Origin of the sequence: Pseudomonas sp. P7759 (assembly GCF_013386445.1) — a bacterium.
In the GTDB taxonomy this organism is placed as follows: domain Bacteria; phylum Pseudomonadota; class Gammaproteobacteria; order Pseudomonadales; family Pseudomonadaceae; genus Aquipseudomonas; species Aquipseudomonas azotoformans_A.
Window position 1 is genome coordinate 89,675 of the sequence record NZ_JACART010000007.1, and the last position, 18,490, is coordinate 108,164.

25 protein-coding genes and 1 tRNA gene are annotated in these 18,490 nt (G+C 60.2%); 7 read left to right on the top strand and 19 right to left on the bottom strand.

Annotated features, from left to right (window positions below; all coding sequences use genetic code 11):
• Together HX823_RS09145 and HX823_RS09150 are read right to left on the bottom strand one after the other, a co-directional pair.
• On the bottom strand, positions 1 to 174 hold the full coding sequence (locus HX823_RS09145; RefSeq protein ID WP_016976295.1) for a DUF3094 family protein: 174 nt from the start codon (positions 172 to 174) through the stop codon (positions 1 to 3).
• 55 nt (positions 175 to 229) lie between these two features.
• Complete coding sequence (locus tag HX823_RS09150) at positions 230 to 859, bottom strand: DUF1780 domain-containing protein (RefSeq protein ID WP_033903339.1); 630 nt, start codon at positions 857 to 859, stop codon at positions 230 to 232.
• Positions 860 to 1,112: 253 nt separating this feature from the next.
• Between HX823_RS09150 and HX823_RS09155 the strand changes: the two genes are divergently transcribed.
• The 3 genes from HX823_RS09155 (at position 1,113) to HX823_RS09165 (ending at position 4,191) form a co-directional block, all read left to right on the top strand.
• Entirely contained in the window at positions 1,113 to 3,167 is a 2,055-nt protein-coding gene (locus tag HX823_RS09155; RefSeq protein WP_177074701.1) for an autotransporter outer membrane beta-barrel domain-containing protein, read from the top strand.
• A gap of 52 nt (positions 3,168 to 3,219) precedes the next feature.
• The gene (locus HX823_RS09160) at positions 3,220 to 3,909 is read left to right on the top strand and encodes an energy-coupling factor ABC transporter permease (RefSeq protein WP_038846845.1); all 690 of its coding nucleotides are present in this window, start codon (positions 3,220 to 3,222) and stop codon (positions 3,907 to 3,909) included.
• 66 nt (positions 3,910 to 3,975) lie between these two features.
• A complete protein-coding gene (locus tag HX823_RS09165) occupies positions 3,976 to 4,191 on the top strand; it encodes a hypothetical protein (RefSeq protein WP_003171680.1) in 216 nt (71 codons plus the stop codon).
• On the opposite strand, the gene yacG is transcribed toward HX823_RS09165, so the two are convergent.
• From yacG to HX823_RS09185, 4 genes are read right to left on the bottom strand one after another with little or no spacing between them, the layout of a single operon-like run.
• Complete coding sequence (yacG, locus tag HX823_RS09170) at positions 4,188 to 4,388, bottom strand: DNA gyrase inhibitor YacG (protein ID WP_003188437.1); 201 nt, start codon at positions 4,386 to 4,388, stop codon at positions 4,188 to 4,190. The genes HX823_RS09165 and yacG overlap by 4 nt on opposite strands.
• The gene (gene coaE / locus HX823_RS09175) at positions 4,385 to 5,008 is read right to left on the bottom strand and encodes a dephospho-CoA kinase (protein ID WP_177074702.1); all 624 of its coding nucleotides are present in this window, start codon (positions 5,006 to 5,008) and stop codon (positions 4,385 to 4,387) included. Before coaE ends, yacG begins: the two co-directional genes overlap by 4 nt.
• Complete coding sequence (locus HX823_RS09180; RefSeq protein WP_038846840.1) at positions 5,005 to 5,871, bottom strand: A24 family peptidase; 867 nt, start codon at positions 5,869 to 5,871, stop codon at positions 5,005 to 5,007. The genes coaE and HX823_RS09180 overlap by 4 nt, the downstream gene beginning before the upstream one ends.
• Positions 5,868 to 7,076 (bottom strand): type II secretion system F family protein, encoded by a 1,209-nt coding sequence (locus HX823_RS09185; protein WP_038846838.1) that lies wholly within the window; start codon positions 7,074 to 7,076, stop codon positions 5,868 to 5,870. The genes HX823_RS09180 and HX823_RS09185 overlap by 4 nt, the downstream gene beginning before the upstream one ends.
• A gap of 202 nt (positions 7,077 to 7,278) precedes the next feature.
• Here HX823_RS09185 and HX823_RS09190 point away from each other — a divergent pair, with 202 nt between their 5' ends.
• The 4 genes from HX823_RS09190 to HX823_RS09205 all read left to right on the top strand — a co-directional run bounded on the left by HX823_RS09190 (position 7,279) and on the right by HX823_RS09205 (position 10,648).
• Positions 7,279 to 7,692 (top strand): pilin, encoded by a 414-nt coding sequence (locus HX823_RS09190; RefSeq protein WP_038846868.1) that lies wholly within the window; start codon positions 7,279 to 7,281, stop codon positions 7,690 to 7,692.
• Between the two features lie 35 nt (positions 7,693 to 7,727).
• Positions 7,728 to 9,128, top strand: coding sequence for an O-antigen ligase (locus HX823_RS09195; RefSeq protein ID WP_177074703.1), 1,401 nt, complete (start codon positions 7,728 to 7,730; stop codon positions 9,126 to 9,128).
• Positions 9,129 to 9,176: 48 nt separating this feature from the next.
• A tRNA-Thr gene (locus HX823_RS09200) sits at positions 9,177 to 9,249 on the top strand.
• A 166-nt stretch (positions 9,250 to 9,415) separates the two neighbouring features.
• Complete coding sequence (locus tag HX823_RS09205) at positions 9,416 to 10,648, top strand: integrase arm-type DNA-binding domain-containing protein (protein ID WP_177074704.1); 1,233 nt, start codon at positions 9,416 to 9,418, stop codon at positions 10,646 to 10,648.
• Here HX823_RS09205 and HX823_RS09210 read toward each other — a convergent pair.
• From HX823_RS09210 to HX823_RS09270, 13 genes are all read right to left on the bottom strand, one after another.
• Positions 10,618 to 10,860 carry an AlpA family transcriptional regulator gene (locus HX823_RS09210; protein ID WP_177074705.1) on the bottom strand — a complete coding sequence of 81 codons (243 nt, stop codon included), beginning with the start codon at positions 10,858 to 10,860 and terminating at the stop codon, positions 10,618 to 10,620. The two genes, HX823_RS09205 and HX823_RS09210, sit on opposite strands and share 31 nt — an antisense overlap.
• 35 nt (positions 10,861 to 10,895) lie before the next feature.
• A complete protein-coding gene (locus HX823_RS31935) occupies positions 10,896 to 11,519 on the bottom strand; it encodes a hypothetical protein (protein WP_256350060.1) in 624 nt (207 codons plus the stop codon).
• Between the two features lie 88 nt (positions 11,520 to 11,607).
• Entirely contained in the window at positions 11,608 to 12,042 is a 435-nt protein-coding gene (locus tag HX823_RS09220) for an Arc family DNA-binding protein (protein ID WP_177074706.1), read from the bottom strand.
• Positions 12,039 to 12,191 (bottom strand): hypothetical protein, encoded by a 153-nt coding sequence (locus tag HX823_RS09225; protein WP_177074707.1) that lies wholly within the window; start codon positions 12,189 to 12,191, stop codon positions 12,039 to 12,041. Before HX823_RS09225 ends, HX823_RS09220 begins: the two co-directional genes overlap by 4 nt.
• Complete coding sequence (locus HX823_RS09230; protein WP_177074708.1) at positions 12,188 to 12,655, bottom strand: class I SAM-dependent methyltransferase; 468 nt, start codon at positions 12,653 to 12,655, stop codon at positions 12,188 to 12,190. The genes HX823_RS09225 and HX823_RS09230 overlap by 4 nt, the downstream gene beginning before the upstream one ends.
• Entirely contained in the window at positions 12,652 to 12,963 is a 312-nt protein-coding gene (locus tag HX823_RS09235; RefSeq protein WP_256350062.1) for a hypothetical protein, read from the bottom strand. Before HX823_RS09235 ends, HX823_RS09230 begins: the two co-directional genes overlap by 4 nt.
• A gap of 10 nt (positions 12,964 to 12,973) precedes the next feature.
• Positions 12,974 to 13,696: a hypothetical protein gene (locus HX823_RS09240; protein WP_177074709.1), complete on the bottom strand. Its 723-nt coding sequence runs from the start codon at positions 13,694 to 13,696 to the stop codon at positions 12,974 to 12,976.
• Positions 13,697 to 13,704: 8 nt separating this feature from the next.
• Positions 13,705 to 14,307, bottom strand: coding sequence for a 3'-5' exonuclease (locus HX823_RS09245; RefSeq protein ID WP_177074710.1), 603 nt, complete (start codon positions 14,305 to 14,307; stop codon positions 13,705 to 13,707).
• Between the two features lie 65 nt (positions 14,308 to 14,372).
• Entirely contained in the window at positions 14,373 to 15,383 is a 1,011-nt protein-coding gene (locus tag HX823_RS32155) for a DNA translocase FtsK (RefSeq protein ID WP_177074711.1), read from the bottom strand.
• A gap of 9 nt (positions 15,384 to 15,392) precedes the next feature.
• Positions 15,393 to 15,593, bottom strand: coding sequence for a hypothetical protein (locus HX823_RS09255; RefSeq protein ID WP_177074712.1), 201 nt, complete (start codon positions 15,591 to 15,593; stop codon positions 15,393 to 15,395).
• A 2-nt stretch (positions 15,594 to 15,595) separates the two neighbouring features.
• A complete protein-coding gene (locus HX823_RS09260) occupies positions 15,596 to 17,239 on the bottom strand; it encodes a YqaJ viral recombinase family protein (protein ID WP_177074713.1) in 1,644 nt (547 codons plus the stop codon).
• Positions 17,236 to 17,733, bottom strand: coding sequence for an HNH endonuclease (locus HX823_RS09265; protein WP_177074714.1), 498 nt, complete (start codon positions 17,731 to 17,733; stop codon positions 17,236 to 17,238). Before HX823_RS09265 ends, HX823_RS09260 begins: the two co-directional genes overlap by 4 nt.
• Positions 17,690 to 18,481, bottom strand: a complete 792-nt coding sequence (locus HX823_RS09270; protein ID WP_177074715.1) for a recombinase RecT — start codon at positions 18,479 to 18,481, stop codon at positions 17,690 to 17,692. Before HX823_RS09270 ends, HX823_RS09265 begins: the two co-directional genes overlap by 44 nt.
• Positions 18,482 to 18,490: the final 9 nt, after the last annotated feature.

Sequence of the window (18,490 nt, forward strand, 5' to 3'; positions counted from 1 at the left end):
TCATAGCGTCAGGTAACTCAAAAGTCGGCTCAGCAGGCCCAGGCCGATCACCACAACAAGCACCACACCCAGGAGCAGCCATGGCCGGAAAGGCTTGCGCTCGACTCGGTTTTGGGAGAGTTGCAGGTACTCTTCGACATGCTGTTGGTCATCGGGGTTCAGGCGGCTGGTCATAAAGGCCTCGTCAGGTAGACGTTGCAAAAGGGCGCCACGTTACAGTCCGGGGGGATCAGAGGCTGATGCCCACGTCGAATACTATGCTGCGGCCCAGGTTGTTGCGCAAGAAATCCGGTGCGTCCGGGTGCGCGAACAGCACCCGTGCAAACGTCGGTCCCACCAATGACAGTGAGCGCCAACCCTGGCGCAGGTATTCGGTCGGTGGCGGAAAATGGCTGTTGAGGTCGAGTACTTCGCGCTTGAGGCTGGTGAACGCGACGATATCCAACTCGCCCAGGTCCATCCCGCGCTCTTTATAGTTATGGGCTTTCTTGCGCAGTGTAGGTGCCAGGCGCAATAGAAACTCATGGGCGGGGATGCGTCGCGGCTTGGTCTCGCGTCGTACCAGTTGGCTCAGGGAGAACGCACTGCGCCGGCGCAGTAGCTCGTCGCGCCATTCGTCGTTTAGTCGACGGCCCTCATCCAGTACGAAAAACACCTCGAAGCTGGCGTCACGAAAAAGCACGTCCGGGGGCTCTTGCCCTGCGGCGTGAAACTCTTCGGCTCGATAAGGCACGTTCAAGCCTTGCAGCAGGCGCTGGCAGACCCAACGCTCACGCTCCCACTTGCGGGCATTGGACAGGAATGCGTTGGCTTGTTCGGCCGCTACGGTGAGCAGGCGCAAGTAATCTGAGTCATCCATAGCTAGCAGCTTAGCGCTCAAATGTGATGAAAAAAAACAAAAGTCGGGCGCATTTTCACCTTGGAGGTTGCGCTCTTGAATATGCGGCTGGGAAATTTCCTACAAGCATGGGGAAGTTTCCTACTTTTTTGTTCCTTCTCGAACCCTAAATTCACTCCCTCACCGAGCCTCTGATCTAACGTCAGCCGCGCTCGACCTGGATGCCGCCGGCGTCCTTATCGCCGGTTTGGCGGTTAGTCTGAGGTTTTGAACCATGCACACCCTTCACCCGAAACGCCCGGCGATACTTACCCTTTCGCCGCTGGCACTGGCCATGTTCATGCTGCAGCCTACCCTCGCGCAGGCGTTTACACCCACGGTCACCAATGGCGCAGTGGTCGATGGCGAGACGGTGACGGGGGGGCAGCAGAGCATTGGCACCAACGGCACGGCCAACAACACTTTGATTGAGGTGACGGGCACTCAGGCTGTTTTCCAGCATGGTGTCTCCAATGATGCAACGGTCGATGGCCGCCAACTGGTGCAAAGCGGCACGTCCAATCGCACAGTGGTCAATGTCGGCGGTTCTCAAGTTGTCAGCGCCGGGGGCATCGCCAACGGTACGGTCTTGAATGGCGGCACACAGACAGTGCAAACCCCAAACAGCCGCGCCAACGGCACCGTGATTAATGCGGGCGGTGTGCAAACCCTCACACTTGGTGGGGCCGCAGCGGACACCGTCATTAACGACGGTGGCGTGCAGACGGTGATCAATCAGGGGACGGCACTTAACACGTTTGTGTTGACGGGCGGCGTCCAAAATCTGGAACGCGGCATCCTGGGCGGTGCCGTGGCGACCGATACCCACATCAGCGGTGGTGTGCAGAACGTTTACGACAGTGCTACCGCCAATAACAGTACGGTCAGCAACGGCGGCCAGGTCAACCTCTTCGGCGGTGCACAGGCCAATGGGCTGGTGGCGGACGCGGGCGGTAGCGTCAATGTCATGGAAAACGGCGTGAAAACCGTGGACTCGCTGACCCTCAATGGGGGGCGCCTGGCTTTCGCGCCAAGTACCGACGGCATCTTCAAGACCTTCACCGTCAATGCGTTGTCCGGCAGCGGCAGTATCCTGATGAATACCGACATCGCCAACGCGCAAAACGATGTGTTGGTGGTGGAGGGCGCCGGATTGGCGAGCGGCAACCATACGTTGATCGTGGCGGATTCGGGCCATGAGCCGGGTACGACGGACGGCCGTTTGCTGTTGGTGGATACCCATGGCGGCAGTGCCAAGTTCGATCTGTACGGCGGGCATGTCGATGCCGGCGCCTTTCGATACGGCCTGCAGCAAGACGGTGACGATTGGGTATTGGCCAGTACTGGCAAAGGGCCCTCTGGACCGTCGCCGCAGAACCTCTCTTCGGGGGCCAACGCCGCCATCGCTGCACACACCGCCAGCGCCAGCCTATGGAGCGCGCAGATGAACGCGCTGGTCAAACGCCTGGGCGAATTGCGCATGGGCGAGGATAACGGGGGCGTATGGACTCGGGCCATCAGCAAGCGTTTCGATGTGGGCGAGCACTCCAGCCGTGCCTATTCCCAGAATATCTCCGGGCTTGAAATCGGCGCCGACAAGGCTGTGGCGCTGAGCAACGGCAAGGTGTATCTCGGCGCCATGGTGGGTACTGCCCGGTCGGACCAGGATTTCGGTGAAGGCGCTTCGGGCAATACCGACAGCAAGATGTTCGGCGTGTACGCCACTTACCTGCACGACAACGGCATCTACGTCGACAGCGTGCTGAAGTACAGCCGCTTCGACAACGATATCAAGATGCCGACGAACCTCGGCGATCGGGTGAAGGGGTCGTATAAAACCAATGGAGTGGGCGCGGATATCGAAGTGGGCAAGCACATTCCGTTGGGAGGTGGCTGGTTCGTCGAGCCTCAACTCGAACTCACCGCGACTCGCACTCAAGGCGCCGACTACACCGCGAGCAATGGCTTGCGGGTCAAGTCCGACGATCTCGACTCGTTGCAGAGCCGTGTGGGTTCACTGTTCGGCCGTAGCCTGGCATTGAGCAACGGCATGAAGGCGCAACCGTATGTGAAGGCCTCCTATGTCACTGAGCACGCCGGGAGCAGCAAGGTCAGCGTCAATGGCAATAAGCTCGATGCCAAGTTGCCGGGCGATCGCGTAGAGCTGGGTTTTGGTGGTGTGTTGCAAGTCAGCGAGAAGAGCAAGATCTCCCTGGATGCCGAGTACGCCAAAGGCAATTCCATCGAGCAGCCGTGGGGTGTGAACCTGGGGTATCGCTACCTGTGGTAAAGCGGCGGTGTAGACTGATCACCCCATAGCAACCTTTGGGTGAGATAAAGCCATGATCAGCGCCGCGATGCTAGCGCCGCAAACCCTCGGTATCGGCTGGATGTTGTATGCGCCAGTGCTGGTGTGGGCGATCCTGCGTTCGCCGTGGGTGGAACTGTTTGCTGACCGGCGCCGCCAGCATTTGCTGTTCGGCACCGTGTTCGCGTTGTTCATGCTGTGGCTGGTGCGGCGGGATTTCGACACCGGCGTGTCCTATCACTTCATTGGCATGACCGCCGTTACCCTTTTGCTGGATTGGCCTTTGGCAATTGTCGGCGGCTTTGCGGCCCAGCTTGGGTTGATGTTGTTGGGGCGCCAGGACCTGGCCGCCCTTGGTATCAATGGCCTGTTGCTGGTCGTGCTGCCAGTGCTGGTCACTGAAGCCTGCGCGCTGCTGGTCGAGCGAGCACAACCGCGTAATCCCTTTGTGTATATCTTCTGTTCCGGTTTTTTTGCCGCCGCATTATCGGCCTTGCTCTGCTTGCTGTTCGGGCTGGGGCTGCTGTGGTTCGACGGCCGCTTCGCGATGCCGGAATGGCTGGAGGATTTCGTTGGCTACCTGTGGCTGATCATCTTCCCCGAGGCCTTTATCAACGGCATGGTCGTCAGCGCCCTGGTGGTGTTTTGCCCGGAATGGCTGGAGACTTTCAACCGCACGCGCTACCTCTCGGCGCCCTGGAAGGATGACGATTCGCAGCGTTGATCCAGATCAAATCTCACGCGCCCTGGCAGGCCCATGCTCTGCAGAATTTTTCCAGGAGCACGGATCATGAGTGTGTACGAGTGGGCACGGCAGGAATTGCGCAGAAGCCAGGACGCGGCACAGGAAATCGGTTTTGACCCAGGCCTGACCCTGCGCGCCATGCTCAGTGCAGTGGTGCAGCAGAGCAAGGGGGTGCGCAGTTTCGAGGACCTGGCCGACGAGCTGCAATACCTTGCAGAAAACCTCGACGACCAGCAGGAATACGCCTTTATGCGCCCTTAGTGGCGCGGTGGCAGGTCTTCGGAAAACAGTTCGTCTTCGGCATCCGGGGCCACGGGGATCTTGTGCTCTTCAGCGGCCCAGGCACCCAGGTCGATGAGTTTGCAGCGGTCCGAGCAGAACGGCCGGTTGAGGTTGGTCGCTTTCCATTCCACGGGTGCGCCGCAGGTTGGGCAGTCGACGGTCAAGGGTTGGCTCATGATCGGCCTCCACGCAAAGTAAGGTAAAAGTGGTGCAGTCGCTCGACCTCGCTGTGCAGCCAGGCGAGGTCCTGGTCATTGACCAGTACGTCATCGGCATGTTTCAGGCGGTCTTCACGGCTCGATTGTGCCTTGAGGATCGCCTGTACCTGTTGCTCGTTGATGCCGTCGCGCTGCAGGGTACGCTGAATCTGCAGCGATTGCGGCACGTCGATCACCAGGATGCGCTGGGCCATGCTGTACTGGCCCGACTCGATCAGCAGCGGCGACACCAGGATCGCGTAAGGTGAGGTTGCCCGCGCCAGGTGGCTGCGGATCTCTTCGCCAATCAACGGGTGCAGCAGGGCTTCGAGCCAGCGGCGCTCTTCGGGGACTTCAAAGATCAGCTTGCGCAATGCGCCACGGTCCAATTGGCCGTCAGGCTGTAATACGCCTGTACCAAAATGCTCAGCGATACGCGCCAGTGCCGGACGGCCTGGCTCGACCACCCAGCGCGCAGCATGGTCGGCGTCTACCAGGTCGATACCCAGGTCGATGAAGTGCTGGGCCGCCGCGCTTTTGCCGCTGCCTATGCCGCCGGTGAGGCCGAGAATCCAGGGTGTTGCAACAGAAGTGGTCATCTGAAACCGACAGACTGCAAATAGAAGTCGGTTATTTGACCACCCCAGAGCAATGCAATCCAGCCGGCAATTGCCAGATACGGACCAAATGGCATCGGCGCCGACGCTTGGGCTTTGTGCCGGCGCATCAGGATCAAGCCGACGAATACACCGACCAACGACGACATCAACAGCGTCATCGGCAGAATCTGCCAACCGCCCCAGGCACCGAGCAGCGCGAGTAACTTGAAGTCGCCGTGGCCCATGCCGTCCTTGCCAGTGACCAGCTTGAACAGCCAGAACACGCTCCACAGGCTCATATACCCGATCACTGCGCCCCACAGGGCGTCGGCCAATGTCGTCAGCAAGCCGAATCCGTTGATGATCAGCCCCAGCCACAGCAGCGGCATCACCAGTACATCCGGTAGCAGTTGATGGTCGGCGTCGATCAGGCTCATCGCCAACAAGCCCCAGCTCAGCACCAGTACCGCGCCCGCCTGCCAGCCAAAGCCGAAATGCCAGGCCACCCAGGCCGAGATCAGTCCACACGCCAGTTCAGTAAGCGGATAGCGAGGGCTGATTGCCCCTTGGCAATGGGCGCAACGACCTCGCAGAAACAAGTAGCTGAGCAGTGGGATGTTTTCCCATGGGCGTATCGGATGGTTGCAGTGTGGGCAGCAGGAATTGGGGTGCATCAGGTTATAGGTCGGCCCGGCTGGGTCGGCGGGTAGACCGAGCACTTCATGGGCCTGGGCGCGCCATTCCCGTTCGAGCATTTTCGGCAGGCGCCACACCAGCACGTTGAGAAAACTGCCGACGATCAGCCCCAGTATCCCTGCCATCACCACAAAGGCCCACGGGTGTTCAACCAGTAACAGGATCAAAACGCGCTCCCCAGCTGGAAGACCGGCAAATACATGGCGATTACCAGCGCGCCGACGATGCTGCCCAGGACTACCATGATCAGCGGCTCCATCAGGCTGGTGAGGTTGTCGACCAGGTTGTCCACATCGGCCTCATAATGATTGGCGACCTTTTCCAGCATGCGGTCCAGCGTGCCCGACTCTTCGCCGATGGCGGTCATCTGGACCGCCATTCCAGGGAACATGCCGCTGGCGCGCATGGATTGATTCAACGGCATGCCAGTGGAGACGTCGTGTCGCATATGCGTGATTGCCTGTTTGAGCGGCCCTGAACCGACGGCGCCGGCCACAGAATCCAATGCCTGAACCAGTGGAACGCCCGCCGCAAAGGTCGTGGACAGGGTGCGGGCGTAGCGGGCCACGGCCGATTTTTTCAGCAGTTTGCCTGCGAGTGGGGCTTTCAACAAACCCGCGTCCAGCCAGAGACAAAAAGCAGGTAGGGAGCGATAGGCCTGGCGCAACCCCATGCCTCCCGCAAGAACACCAAGCGCAACGATCCACCAGGCCTTCTGCATGAACTCGGACAGGGCGATCACCTGCAGGGTAAAACCGGGCAGCGTGCCGTCGACGCCAGCAAACAGGGTCTGAAACTGCGGCACCACGTGGATCAGCAGAACGCCGGTGACAAGGCCTGCCACCACCAACACCGCTATGGGATAGGTCATGGCTTTTTTGATCCTCGCCCTCAACTGCTCACTCTTTTCCCGGTGGATCGCCACGCGCTCCAACAGGGTTTCCAGTGCGCCGGCCTGTTCGCCGGCGGCCACCAGGTTGCAATACAGCTCATCGAATTGGCGCGGGTGTTTGCGCAAGGCTTCGGCCAGGCTGGAGCCGGCGGCAATCGCCTGTTTCAGCCCTAGCGCCAGCTCACGCATGGGGCGGTTGTCGAAGCCTTCGCCGATGATGTCGAAGGCTTGCAGCAGGGGAATCCCGGCCTTCAGCAGTGTTGCCAGTTGGCGAGTGAACAGGGTGATATCCGTCGATTTGATCGACGATACGAGTCCCCGCAGTAGTAGGGATTTCTTGCGCACATGCCCAGGGCTGATGCCTTGTTGGCGCAACTGAGCCTTGACCAGGGCCAGATTGTTCCCCGTGGTTTGCCCGCACACCCTGCGTCCTTTGCGATTGATGCCTTCCCAGGCGTACAGCGTTGAAGCGTCGTCCATGTCTCGGTTCCGCACAGAGGTCGTCGAAGATTTATAGCTTAGTCAGGTGACGGATTCGGGCAGGCTGGCGAAGCAGAATAAAATGTCAGAATGTGCGACTTGTGCGCGATTGAGCGCCTGCGGATGAGTACACTGGCGCCGCTGCACAAAACGGGGCGCAGGACGCGCCTTGTCGTGAGTTCTATCCTGGAGAGTGAATGTGATACGTCAAAAAGGTTTTACCCTGATCGAGCTGTTGATCGTCGTGGCAATCATCGGCATTTTGGCCACCATTGGCCTGCCCATGTACACCACCCACCAGGCCAAGGCCAAGTTCACTGCCGGCCTGGCTGAGATCACTGCGTTGAAGCCGGGTTATGAAGACACCCTCAACCAGGGCACGGTACCGACCCTGGCATTGATCGGCGGCACCAGCCCCACGGCCAACTGCAAGATTGACGTGACAGGCGACGTCGCCACAGGCGCGGGCTCCATCCAATGCGAAATACTCGACGCGCCAGCGCCAGTGTTGGGCAAGACCATCAATCTAACGCGCAATGCCACCACCGGTTGGAAATGCACCTCCACCGCTGATGCTAAATATGTCGCCAAAGGCTGCGGCGCCGACGGTGCATAACTGCTAAACCCTCCACAGGGAAGTCGAGGTGGTCGATGGCGTTATCCGTAGAGCAGCGTGGCGGTTTTTTTCTGGTGGCCGTGGTGTGCCTGTTGGTTGTTGGGATTTGCGCGCCGTTCAGTGGCCATGATTTGCAGCGGACACTACAGATTGCCATCGGGGCGTGCGCGGCGCTGTATGGGCTATCGATCACCCGCGTTCAGCGGCTGGTGGACCGGCCCACCGCCCTGGGCTTGGCGCTGATTATGGTGCTGGGCCTGGTGTCGTCATTGCGCGCTCACCAGCCGCTATGGGCGCTGGCTGAAATGGCAGTGTTTGTCAGTTGCGGCGCGATTGCCGTGGCGTTTGCCTTGCTGCGACATCAGGGCGGTGAGTCGTTGGACCGCGCCTTGATCCTGATCGTAGTGCTGCTGTGCCTGATGAAGTCGATTCAATACCTGTATGCGGGTGCGCTGGCGTTCATCAACGCGGGGCCGACGCTGGACCCAGACGTGCTGCTGTCGGGGTTTTCCAACAAGCGTTTCTACGGCCAGTTCCAGACCTTCACCTTGCCGCTGCTGGCGCTTCCCTTGTTGATCCCCACGCTTTCTCGCTCACTCAAGGTTGCCGTGTTTGCGCTGCTGTGCACCTGGTGGCTGATCGCAATTGCAGGTGGCACGCGTGGCACCTGGCTTGGCATGGGCGTGGCGGGGGGCGTGTTGGCGGTGCTGGGGCCATGGGGTCGGCGTTGGTTGGGTTGGCAGCTGGCCGCAATGCTGGGCGGGCTCTTGTTGTATGGGCTGGTGTTCAAAGGGTTGGCGGATTACCTGGGGATCGAGATCGTCAACATTGCCAGTGATCGCCTGACGACCTCGTTATCGGGACGTGGTCCGATCTGGTGGCAGGCCTGGCATATGCTTGTCGAGCGACCTTGGCTGGGGTTCGGGCCGATGCAGTTCGCCGATATCGCCAACAGTATTGCCGCTCACCCCCACCAGGCGATCCTGCAATGGGCCAGTGAGTGGGGAGTGCCATCGGCGTTGTGCGTTGCGGTGTTGGCTTGGCGAGGAAGTTGGGCCACGGTCGGCGTATTGCGTGAGCGCGCGCCGAGCGCCGAGCGTGCAGACCTGCTGCGGCTCTGCCTGTTTGCGGCGCTGGTTGGTGCGCTGGTGCAGTCCATGGTCGACGGCGTGATCGTGATGCCCAATTCCCAAGTCTGGCTGGCGCTGGTAGTAGGCTGGCTGATGGCGCTGCATGTGTGGCGAAGCCCGCAAACCACCGAGCTCCCATTGGCCTGGTGCGCCTGGAAAGCATTGGGTGTATTGGCCGTTGGTCTGTTGGTTGTGATCGCCGTGCGGGACGTTCCTCATATCGAACAAGCCCAGCGGCAGTACCTGGACGCCCATGGCCATCACCTGCAACCACGCTTCTGGGCCCAGGGTGTGATTGCCCGCTGACGGCGGCAAGTTGCCGGACGTGGGATGCGGTGCTAGCTTTAGCCCACCGCCCGTGTAGCTCAGCCGGTAGAGCAGCGCACTCGTAACGCGAAGGTCGCAGGTTCGATTCCTGTCTCGGGCAATAGTTAAACACTCCGCCTCATACCGCCACTTCCCACCAAGCTATGAAAATATTCGCTTTGAGCTGATTAAGTATTTCCGCTAATCACCGACTCTTTCCACATCTTCCCGAAATTTTTAGTACATTGCACAGCACACTCTAATTCGACTGGACTGGTGATGTACTAATGCCCCTGACTGACACGGCCGTTCGACAGGCCAAGCCTGCTGATAGGGACTTCACCCTCACAGACGGCAGCGGCCTATCCCTGTTCGTCGCCACCAACGGCACGAAGTCGTGGCACTTCCGGTTCTCATGGCTGGGCAAGCAGCCGCGCATGTCGCTGGGCACGTACCCGGAGATATCCCTCAAGGACGCCCGCGAGCTGCGCGACCAGGCACGGGGGCTTGTGGCTAAGGGGATTGATCCGCGCGCCAAGCGTCGTGAGGAAAAGCACCAGGCCAGCGCCCTGGCCATGAACACGTTTGAGGCTGTGGCCAACGAGTGGCATGCCTTCAAGGCGCCGCGCATGGTGGTATCGAACAGCGGCGGTTCTGCTCAAGCCCGGTTCTACCTGGACAAGGATTTGATCCCGGCCCTGGGCAGGATTCCGATAGCCGATGTGAAGCGATCCGATGTACTGGCCGCGCTGCGCCGCATCGAGAAACGCGGGGCGCTCAACTCGGCGCGCAAGTGCCGTTCCTGGCTGAACGAGATTTTCCGGTACGGCATGGTGTCGGGATATCTGGACATCAACCCGGCGTCAGACCTGGACATCGTGGCGCAGCAAGAGCCGCCCGTGCGGCACAACCCTATGCTGGTGCGCAGTGAGCTGAAAGAGTTCTTCGCCGTGCTGGAGGCGTCGACAGCGGCTGCGTATGTGAAGTGCGCCATCAGGATCTTGTGGTTGACCGGCGTGAGAACCACGGAGCTGCGCAACGCAACGACTGATCAGGTCGATCTGTATGCCGGGCTGTGGTCGATCCCGCCCGACGCGGTAAAGCAGTTGAAAAAAAGGGTTCGAAGACAATCAAAGGAGGATGAGGTACCGGCCTATTTGGTGCCGCTTTCGCGGCAGGCGGTGGAGGAAATGCGCAAGGTGCATCAGTTGACCGGTGGCTACCGTCTGCTGATCGCGGGTCGCAATGACCCACGGCAGCCGATCAGCAACAACACGGTCAACTCAGCACTGAAACGCATGGGGTACGAGGGGAGGCTCACCGGGCACGGGATACGTGCGTCGATCTCTACAGCCTTAAATGAGATGGGGTACAACGGGGATTGGGTCGAGGCACAGCTATCGCACGCTAGCGGGAGCAAGGTACGCAGGTCTTACAACCATGCCGAATACGTGGAGCAACGGCGGGTGATGATGCAGGAATGGGCTGACTACTTGGATTCTGTCGCCGCCGGCGTCTGACCGACCACGGCTCGCGATGCTGCCCATTGCTCAACCTCGGCGCGAATCCAGGCCACGGCCTTAACGCCTAGCTTCCTCTGTTTCGGGAAGTCACCGGCGACAGCCATGCGGTAAATGCTGGTAGTGCTGAGCCCTGAGATTCGTTTGACTTCGGGCAACTTGATGTACTCGATGTGGGCTGCTGGTGGGGTGTCGGTGCGTGCAGTGTTCATATGGTGTCCTCGCCGCGCTGGGCTGCAGAAGTTGATTATCGGATGGCTTTGTCGATTGCAGCCCGCGCCCGCGCGATAGGATGATCTCCGGTAAATTCGATTCCTGGCCTCTGCCGTTCGCCCCAGCGCAAGAGTCGAGAAAGCGCCGCCAGAAGCCCCTCCTGAATTGCGCGCTCCTCCCGGCCGATATCCCAGAAGCGCTGACCCCAGTGACCAGGCGGTGGTGGGTTTCTGTTTTGCACTCCCATCGCCATGGCGCCAACGGCTGCGTCTAAAAGATCGCGCTTGTAGGCGTTGTCGCCGTCGATGCTGGCGCCCATACGGCGGAGATTGTTGAGCGTGGCGTCGAAGTCCTCGCGGGTGAACTCGACGACGTTCTTGCTCAACGCAGTGATCTCAGCTTTCGCAGCGTTGAGCCGGCTCAGGTCTGCTTGCCAGCCGTTGCGCAGGTACTTAGCGTCTTCCGCATTCTGTTCGGCCAGAGTTTTCCAGTGATCGATCGGTGGCCATGGGCTGACAATCACAATGCACTTCGCCATCGGCACCAGTTCGTTTTGCTGGGCGGCCAGCGTTTCTGCTTCCTCCTTGCTGGCGGCCGCGTACATAACGCCTGGGCCTTTGGCGTGGACTGCATACAGCACTTCAACTTGTTCGGACATACGAATACCTCGCCACGCCGTCGCCGGCTGGATTCATGGTGTTGGTTGGAAGTTTACAGCGTGGAGTACGGATGTACTCTTATCGGGATTAGTACGGCACGCACTGGTCGCAATTCGCGGTCCAGCCCTTCGTGCCGCAGCCAGGGCAGATATGCTCACCAGTGCCGGACTCTGTAGGTTTGAGCGCTGCCAACGTTTCATCGCGCAGGTCTGGGGCGCTCACTCCCAGCAAGTCCGCCCATCTGTGCAGCAGTACTTCAAGCTGATCGATGCGTTCATCGCGCTGCGTAAGGTCTCGTTGCAACCCCTCAACGACTGGTGAGGCGGGCCGGTAGTGGGCCAGTGCATCCAGCAACAGCTGCTGGCGCTTCTGACTGTCCAAGTACTGGCGCACGGCCTGGACAAACACCGTGTTCATGCTTGTGTCGAGATAGTCGGCGGCGCCCGGGATGCTGTCGCGCAGACCGTCCGGTAGGCGCACCACGAATTTATCGGCGGTGCGTGATGGGTAGTTGCTGTTCATTGGTCGTTCTCCCGTGGCGGCTTGGCGTGCTCTTGATGGCGCGCCCGGCTGCATTTGTCGTGGTTCCCGCTGTTGCGGGGCCTGTTGCACTTGTCGCACTTGGCCAGGAACTCCAGCACCCCGGCGGACAGCTTGCCGGTGCTGGTCATGGCGCAACCCGCTTCATGAACATGATCCAGTGGGTTTTCTCCCGCTTGCCGGTCTTGTGCCCGAACAGCGGAATTTCATTGGTGAGGGCCAGTATTTGGCTGACGCGCACCTGGGTTTCGTTCCACTTGAACACAAGGAACTGGCCGGGCTTCAACACCCGGAAGCACTCAGCGAAGCCCTGGCGAATATCTTCTTGCCAGTCCTCGGTGAGCATCCCGTACTTGAGGCGCATCCAGCTGTCACGGCCGGCGCGTGTCAGGTGAGGTGGATCGAACACCACCATGTTGAAGGTGCTGTCAGGGAATGGCAGTTTCCGAAAGTCCATGATGACGTTGGGCTCAACGTTCAGGATCCGGCCATCACAGAGGATGTGTTGTTCGTCGCGGATATCACCGAACAGCACGTGCTGGCTGTCCTTGTCGAACCAGAACATTCGGGAGCCGCAGCAGGGGTCAAGGATCATCCCGCCTCCTTCAACAAGTCGATAACGATCTTCACGCCGCTGTCCACGCTGGCCGGCTGCTGCACGGCGTACCGGGTCAGATCGGCAATGGCCTTTGTCCGCGTCGGCTCGCGCCGGATGGATGGCCCCAGCGCTTGGACGAAGCCCACGGCGTACCGCTTGCCCTCCAGTTCCATGACGCGGTTGATAGGGCCGGTGATGACCAGGTCGGGTAACGGCTCGTTGGCCAGGACTGGCGGGAGAAGTTTGGAAGCGCGCGCAGGCGCCTGGCGGGCGCGGTCAAGCGCCTGCTGTGCAAGTGAGTTCATGGGGGATGCCTCAGACGATCAGTTCAATTTGAGGTGGAAGCCACACAGCGCTGCTGTTGTTGGCTTCAATCCGGTCAGCGATCACGTTGGCGCGCTGTCCGGCGGTTGGCGGGGCATACATTCCAAAGCGGCTGATGCTGCCGCCATTTACTGCCGCGTTCGTGGAGTCGGCAGAGGCGAAGGGCAGGTGTTGGAATATCGCGGGGTCTAGCATGCGAAGGCCGTGCAGGCGGCACACCGGCCGGCCCTGTTCATCGCATACAGCTGCCATAGCGGTGCCCATTCGTTTCCACCAGGAATCTGTACCGGGGCTTGCCCATTGGCCAGAACTGCCAAAGGCAACCGTCGGCCATTCGTTGGCCAAGCGCTCAAGCCGCTCAATGGATTCATGCAGGTGCCAGACGGGTACGCCGCGCAACTCCCTGGGCCAAGCCGAAAGCAGCGCATCGTTGGCCGCCTCGTCTCCGTCAATTACATCCGGGATGAGTGCCCAGTCGAAGCCTGGGTGCCGATGCCATTGCTCGACCCAGGCGGTATAGCCGTCGACATCCAGCTTGCCGCCTTTCTTCCAGACCGAAAACGCACCGTTGTCGAACACGAACGACTGGCAGACATCGGCAACGATGCCCATATCGTCCTGTCGCGGAAATGGCACCAGGGCATGCCGGCCGGCAAGGAACCGGGCGCCGTCCTGGCGGGTGCCGCCGACTGGCGTGCCGTGGTAGTGGATCATTCCGACTCCTAAGCCACCTGAGCTGGCGGGTTCATGGCGAAGTAGATGCGGGCGCATGCTTCGGTGTCGGGCCGCGCGCGGTGGGCGTTCACTAACTCTTCGCCAGTGAAGTGCAGCAGCGCTTCGGCGACTGTCGGCACCCGAGTTTTGAAGCTGGTTTTTGCTGCTTGCTCAGGACTCGGCGGCAAATTTAGGATCGGGCGGCACTTGGTTGCCGTGCAGTAGCTGGGGATGGCCTTGAATGCGTCCGCCGCTTCCTTGCCCCGGTACCGAGAAAGAGCGATACGCAGGATCCTGTCGTCGAAGCTGGCACTGTGGGCAACTCGAAGGCCTGCCAGTTCATGCAGTGCCATGAAGCCGTCCAGCGCTTCGGCCTCAGAGATGCCCATGTCCATAGCCATTTCTTGGGTAATGCCATGAATCGCGGTGACGTCGGCAGGGATCACCCAGCCATTGGGGCGGATCATTGCTTCAAAAGAATCGATCAGCACGCCATCTTCGCCGTACAGCAGGGCGCAGATGTCCACTAGGTGTGGCTGGCGAGGATCGTCGCTTGGCTCGCGCCAAAGAGGGATGCCGGTTGTCTCGGTATCCAGGGGCAATATCAGCATGATGGTTTTTCTCCAGGCACAAGAAAGGCGCCCATAGGCGCCTGGTGGTGTTGCGGGGGATGGGGTTAGGTCACGTCTGCCAGCGTGGCAATGACCTTGAAGCTGTGGTCAAACGCTGATTCACCCTCGGTTTCGATCTCGAGCACTTTGTCGTCGAGCAAGCGCAGCAGCAGGGTGGCTGTCTTGTCGCTATCGATGGCCAGCCGGCTTTGCACCCAGTGGCCCTTGAACGCCTTGCTGTTGGACTTGAGCACGATCAGCTGCTTGGCGTCGTCGTAGGTGAACTCGCCGAACTCCTTTTCAAAGTCGACAGGCTGTTCAGTATCGACAACGTCGTCATCGGTCAGCGCTGGTGGGGCGCTCTGCTGCAGCACCTCGCGACCGCCATTCGAATCCAATTCCGTGACAATGCCTTGCGTTTCCATCCACTCGATCATGCGAGCAGCGCGGTTATAGCCAACCTTGAGGTGGCGTTGTACGGCGCTGATGCTGGCCCGCCGGGTCTCGGTTACAAACTGAACCGCCTCGGCATACAGCGGGTCTTGGTCATGTCCCACGAACACTTCTTCACCGTCCGGCTCATCAGGTCCGTTGCCAGCAAACAGGCTGCCGGTAAAGTCGCTGACGTGCAGCGGCAAGTCCGGCTGGTCGCGGTCAGGGCGGATGAAGTCGAGTCCGTCGTCGTAATCGGTCGGCGCCAGCACCAGAAGACACATCTTGCCGGGCACCTTCGCCAAGGCACCGCCGTTGGGGTCGTTCGCATCAATATTCGCGGTGATAGTGATCGCCTTTTCTTTAAACTTGGCGTCGATCACCTTCACTTCGACCACTTCAACGTTGCGCGAACTGATGATGTTGATCGCGGTGTGAGCCGCTTCGGTGGCGCTCTTGACGGCGCGGTCAATCACTTCCTGCTGGCAGCCTTCGTTCAGCTTGCTCCATGGCGAGTGGATGTTCTTCACTTCGAACAGGACCATGTTCACCAGGTCGTGCACCAGCAATTCATGCGCGAGCATGGATGGTTCAAAGCCCGCCAGCTTGGCGCGCTCGATAATGTCGCGGTGTTCAGTCTTCATGGGCATTCCTCAGTGCTTGGCGATGCGCTCAAGCTTCGATTGTTGAGCCGGGCTCAGGTTGGTATGGGCGCCGTAACGCTTGAAGCTGGCGCGGATGTTCCCGACGAATTCCAGTTCCCATTCCCCGCTGGCGTGTAGCTCAGCGGAGGCCAGGATCCCGGCAAATTCCTCGACACTGTCGTAGGTGTCGAGGATGGATTGAGCAGCCATGATCAGGCTGCGGCCAGTTGGGCCTGTACTGCCTGGATGTGGTTGACCAGGGCGGTACAGATGCGCGAGAAGTCGCATTCGCGGTACAGCGTTGCGCCGCGCTCACGGGCGGCAGGATCAAACCCAAGCGAGCCCATGAAGCTGGCAGACACCACGAAGCCGAGGCGGTCGCTTAGGTCACCCAGCTTGAAGTGCCGGCCATCGTCGACGGGCTGTTGAACTGCGGCAGCCGTCTTGATCGGCGTGGCGGTGACCGCTGCCGGCTGTTCCGTTGCCTTCACTGGCTGCTCAACAACAGCTTCAACAACCTGCTGTTGCTGCTGGGCTGCGAGCTGCTGCGCCTTTTCATCCTCCAGGCGTTTGAGCTCGGCCTGCTGCTGTTCATGTTCGTTGATCCGGACCTTGATCAGCGCCACCAGGTCATCGTTGGCCTTGAGCGCCAGTTCCTGGAAGTCGTGGAACAGGAACTTGTGGTCAGCTGCCAGCTCGTTCAGGCTGGACTGATTGACTCGGATTCCGTCGGCGATCCGGCTGGCTTCGATCTTCGCGCGGGCCAACTCGCTGTCGGCGGCTTCCTGCAGGCTGGATACCGACTTCTTGCCCTTGATGGCTCCGGCAAAGTCGGAGGCCACACGCGGCATGCGGATGCGACCGCCCAGCGTCCCGTTGATCTGGTCGATATGGTCCTGCAAGGCCTTGGCCGCATCCATGACGATATCGCTGCGGATCATTTCCTTGCGCGCCTTGACCAGCTTTTCCAGTTCTAGGCGCTTGCGCCGGGTCTCGGCCGTGATGTCATCAATCGCCTTGAACAGCACGTCGATGCTTTCGGTCTGGCTCAGGGCGTGTTCTTTCGCGGCCTTGAGTTTGTCCTCAACCTCGCTGCACCACTTGACCGTGGCGTCAGCATCAGCGAAGTCCTGGTCGGTCTTTAGCTCGGTGCTGATGTTGCTGATAACGGTCAGGGCATGCGACTTGAAGGCGTCCAGGTTGCTGGCGGTGACCATGCCCGTAACATCGATGCGCAGCGCGGGCAGCTGATCAGGGGCTGCACCGATTGCCTCGACCTTGGTTTCCTGCGGGACGAATTCGCCCAGGTCCTGTTCGAACTGAGCCCAACCGGCGATCAGTTCTTCGCGGCGCCCAGGCACCGGGCTGTAGTACATGCTGACGTACTTGTCGCGTGTACCATCGGAACAGACGAACAGCACGCGTTCAGCACCGCTGACCAGCAGCTGCTGCTCAAGCTGCCAGTAATAGTGCGGGTCCAGCTCGCCGGCGCGGATTTGCGTCGCCACCTTCTCGTTCCACAGCTTGTGTTCGAACAGGACGTCGCCCAGCATGGTGGCGCCGTCCATCGAGGCCAGCAGGTTGCCGCTGGTGCCGACGATTGGGTACAGCTCTTCGCCGATATCTTCCTCAGCCAGGGGACGCGCCATTTCCTCAGTGGCGTGGCCACGGTCGAACGCGGCCTGTTGCTGCGGGGTGACGTCCGGAACAATGCCGGTCTTTTTCATGGCCAGCAGATCGTTGCGGGTCTGGAACTTCGAAGCGCCCATCATCGCGGGCGCCTCCGAGGCGGTGAAGTGGGATGCGCGAAGGGCCAGCCATTCCGCAGAACCTTGGATAACGTTGTGAACTTTCATTTGTCTTGCCTCGCAAATTCACCGTAGTGATGGAGTGCCGCGATCATGTAGGCATCCGATGCTTCTTGTTCGGATGGAAAAACACCCAGGCTTAGGAGGACTCCTTTCACCCTGATCCGCGCACTGAAGTTGCCGCTGATGAGTGGTCGAACGCCCTTGGCAGTCTTCTTGCCTAAGCGCCTGACTTTGTTGGCTTGGTTTTGTGCTGGGCTGGCAAGCCGCAGATTGACGATGCGGTTATCCAGTCGCTGAAGGTTTCGGTGATCTACTTCTTGGCTGGGCCATTCCCCGTGCGTAAGCAGCCATGCGATGTGATGCCCCCTGTACCGGCGACCATCTATCTTCACTGTCAAATAGCCTCTGGCGATGGACCCAGCTGGCTGATTGAGCAGTCTCGGATGGGTGCGCGGGGGCACCCTCCAAGTCAAAACCCCCGTTACCGGATCGTATTCAAGAATCTCCGCCACCTGATCCCTTGTCGGTTTGATTCGCATTGGTGGCTTCTCCTTCGATTGGGGCCAGGGCGCGGATGCGCTCTTCTTGCTCAGGGGTGACGGTGTACTTGCTGACCAGGTTGGTCAGCAGGTGCTCGGGGCTGGTGCGGTTGGCAGCGATCATTGCGCGCCACTTGTCCGCGTTCTCGTCGAGCTTGCTGTCGGGGTAAGCCGGCAGCACCTTGGGCTCTTCGGCCTTGCGGGGCAGGGACTGGTTGAGTTCGCGCTCGGTTGGGATGTCCTGGACCTCTTCGGCCATCGGCATGCCGCGCAACACGTCGGGAAACACGTCACGCAGGGCAAACGAGCGGGCGCGCATCTGGCGCATACGCTTCGGGTACTGGGCCCAGGGGCCTTGTTTGCCCTTGAGCCCGGCCTGCTGGGCGTCGGTCATGCTGAACGTGCGGGTCTGTTCTTCTTCGCCGACACGCTTCACCCGGCAGGAAGCCGTCTCGCCGTCGTCGGTCTCGTACACGTATTCACACAGCGGTGAGCTGCGCACCAGGGCGATGACCGCGTCCCCCCAGAGCGATGGGCGCCCGTTGATGACCGCGATGCTTTGCATGGCTTGCATGGGCTGCAGGCCTAGCTCCATGCCCCATTGCACGGCAACCAGGATGTTGGCGGGCTTTTTCTGAAAGTCTTTCGGGACAATGTCGGAGGCTGCGAGGAAGTCGGCGAACCTCAACGCATCATCGAGGTTTTGCGGCGCCAGGCTGAACGTGGGCTTGATGGTTAATTCGGACACAAGAGTTTC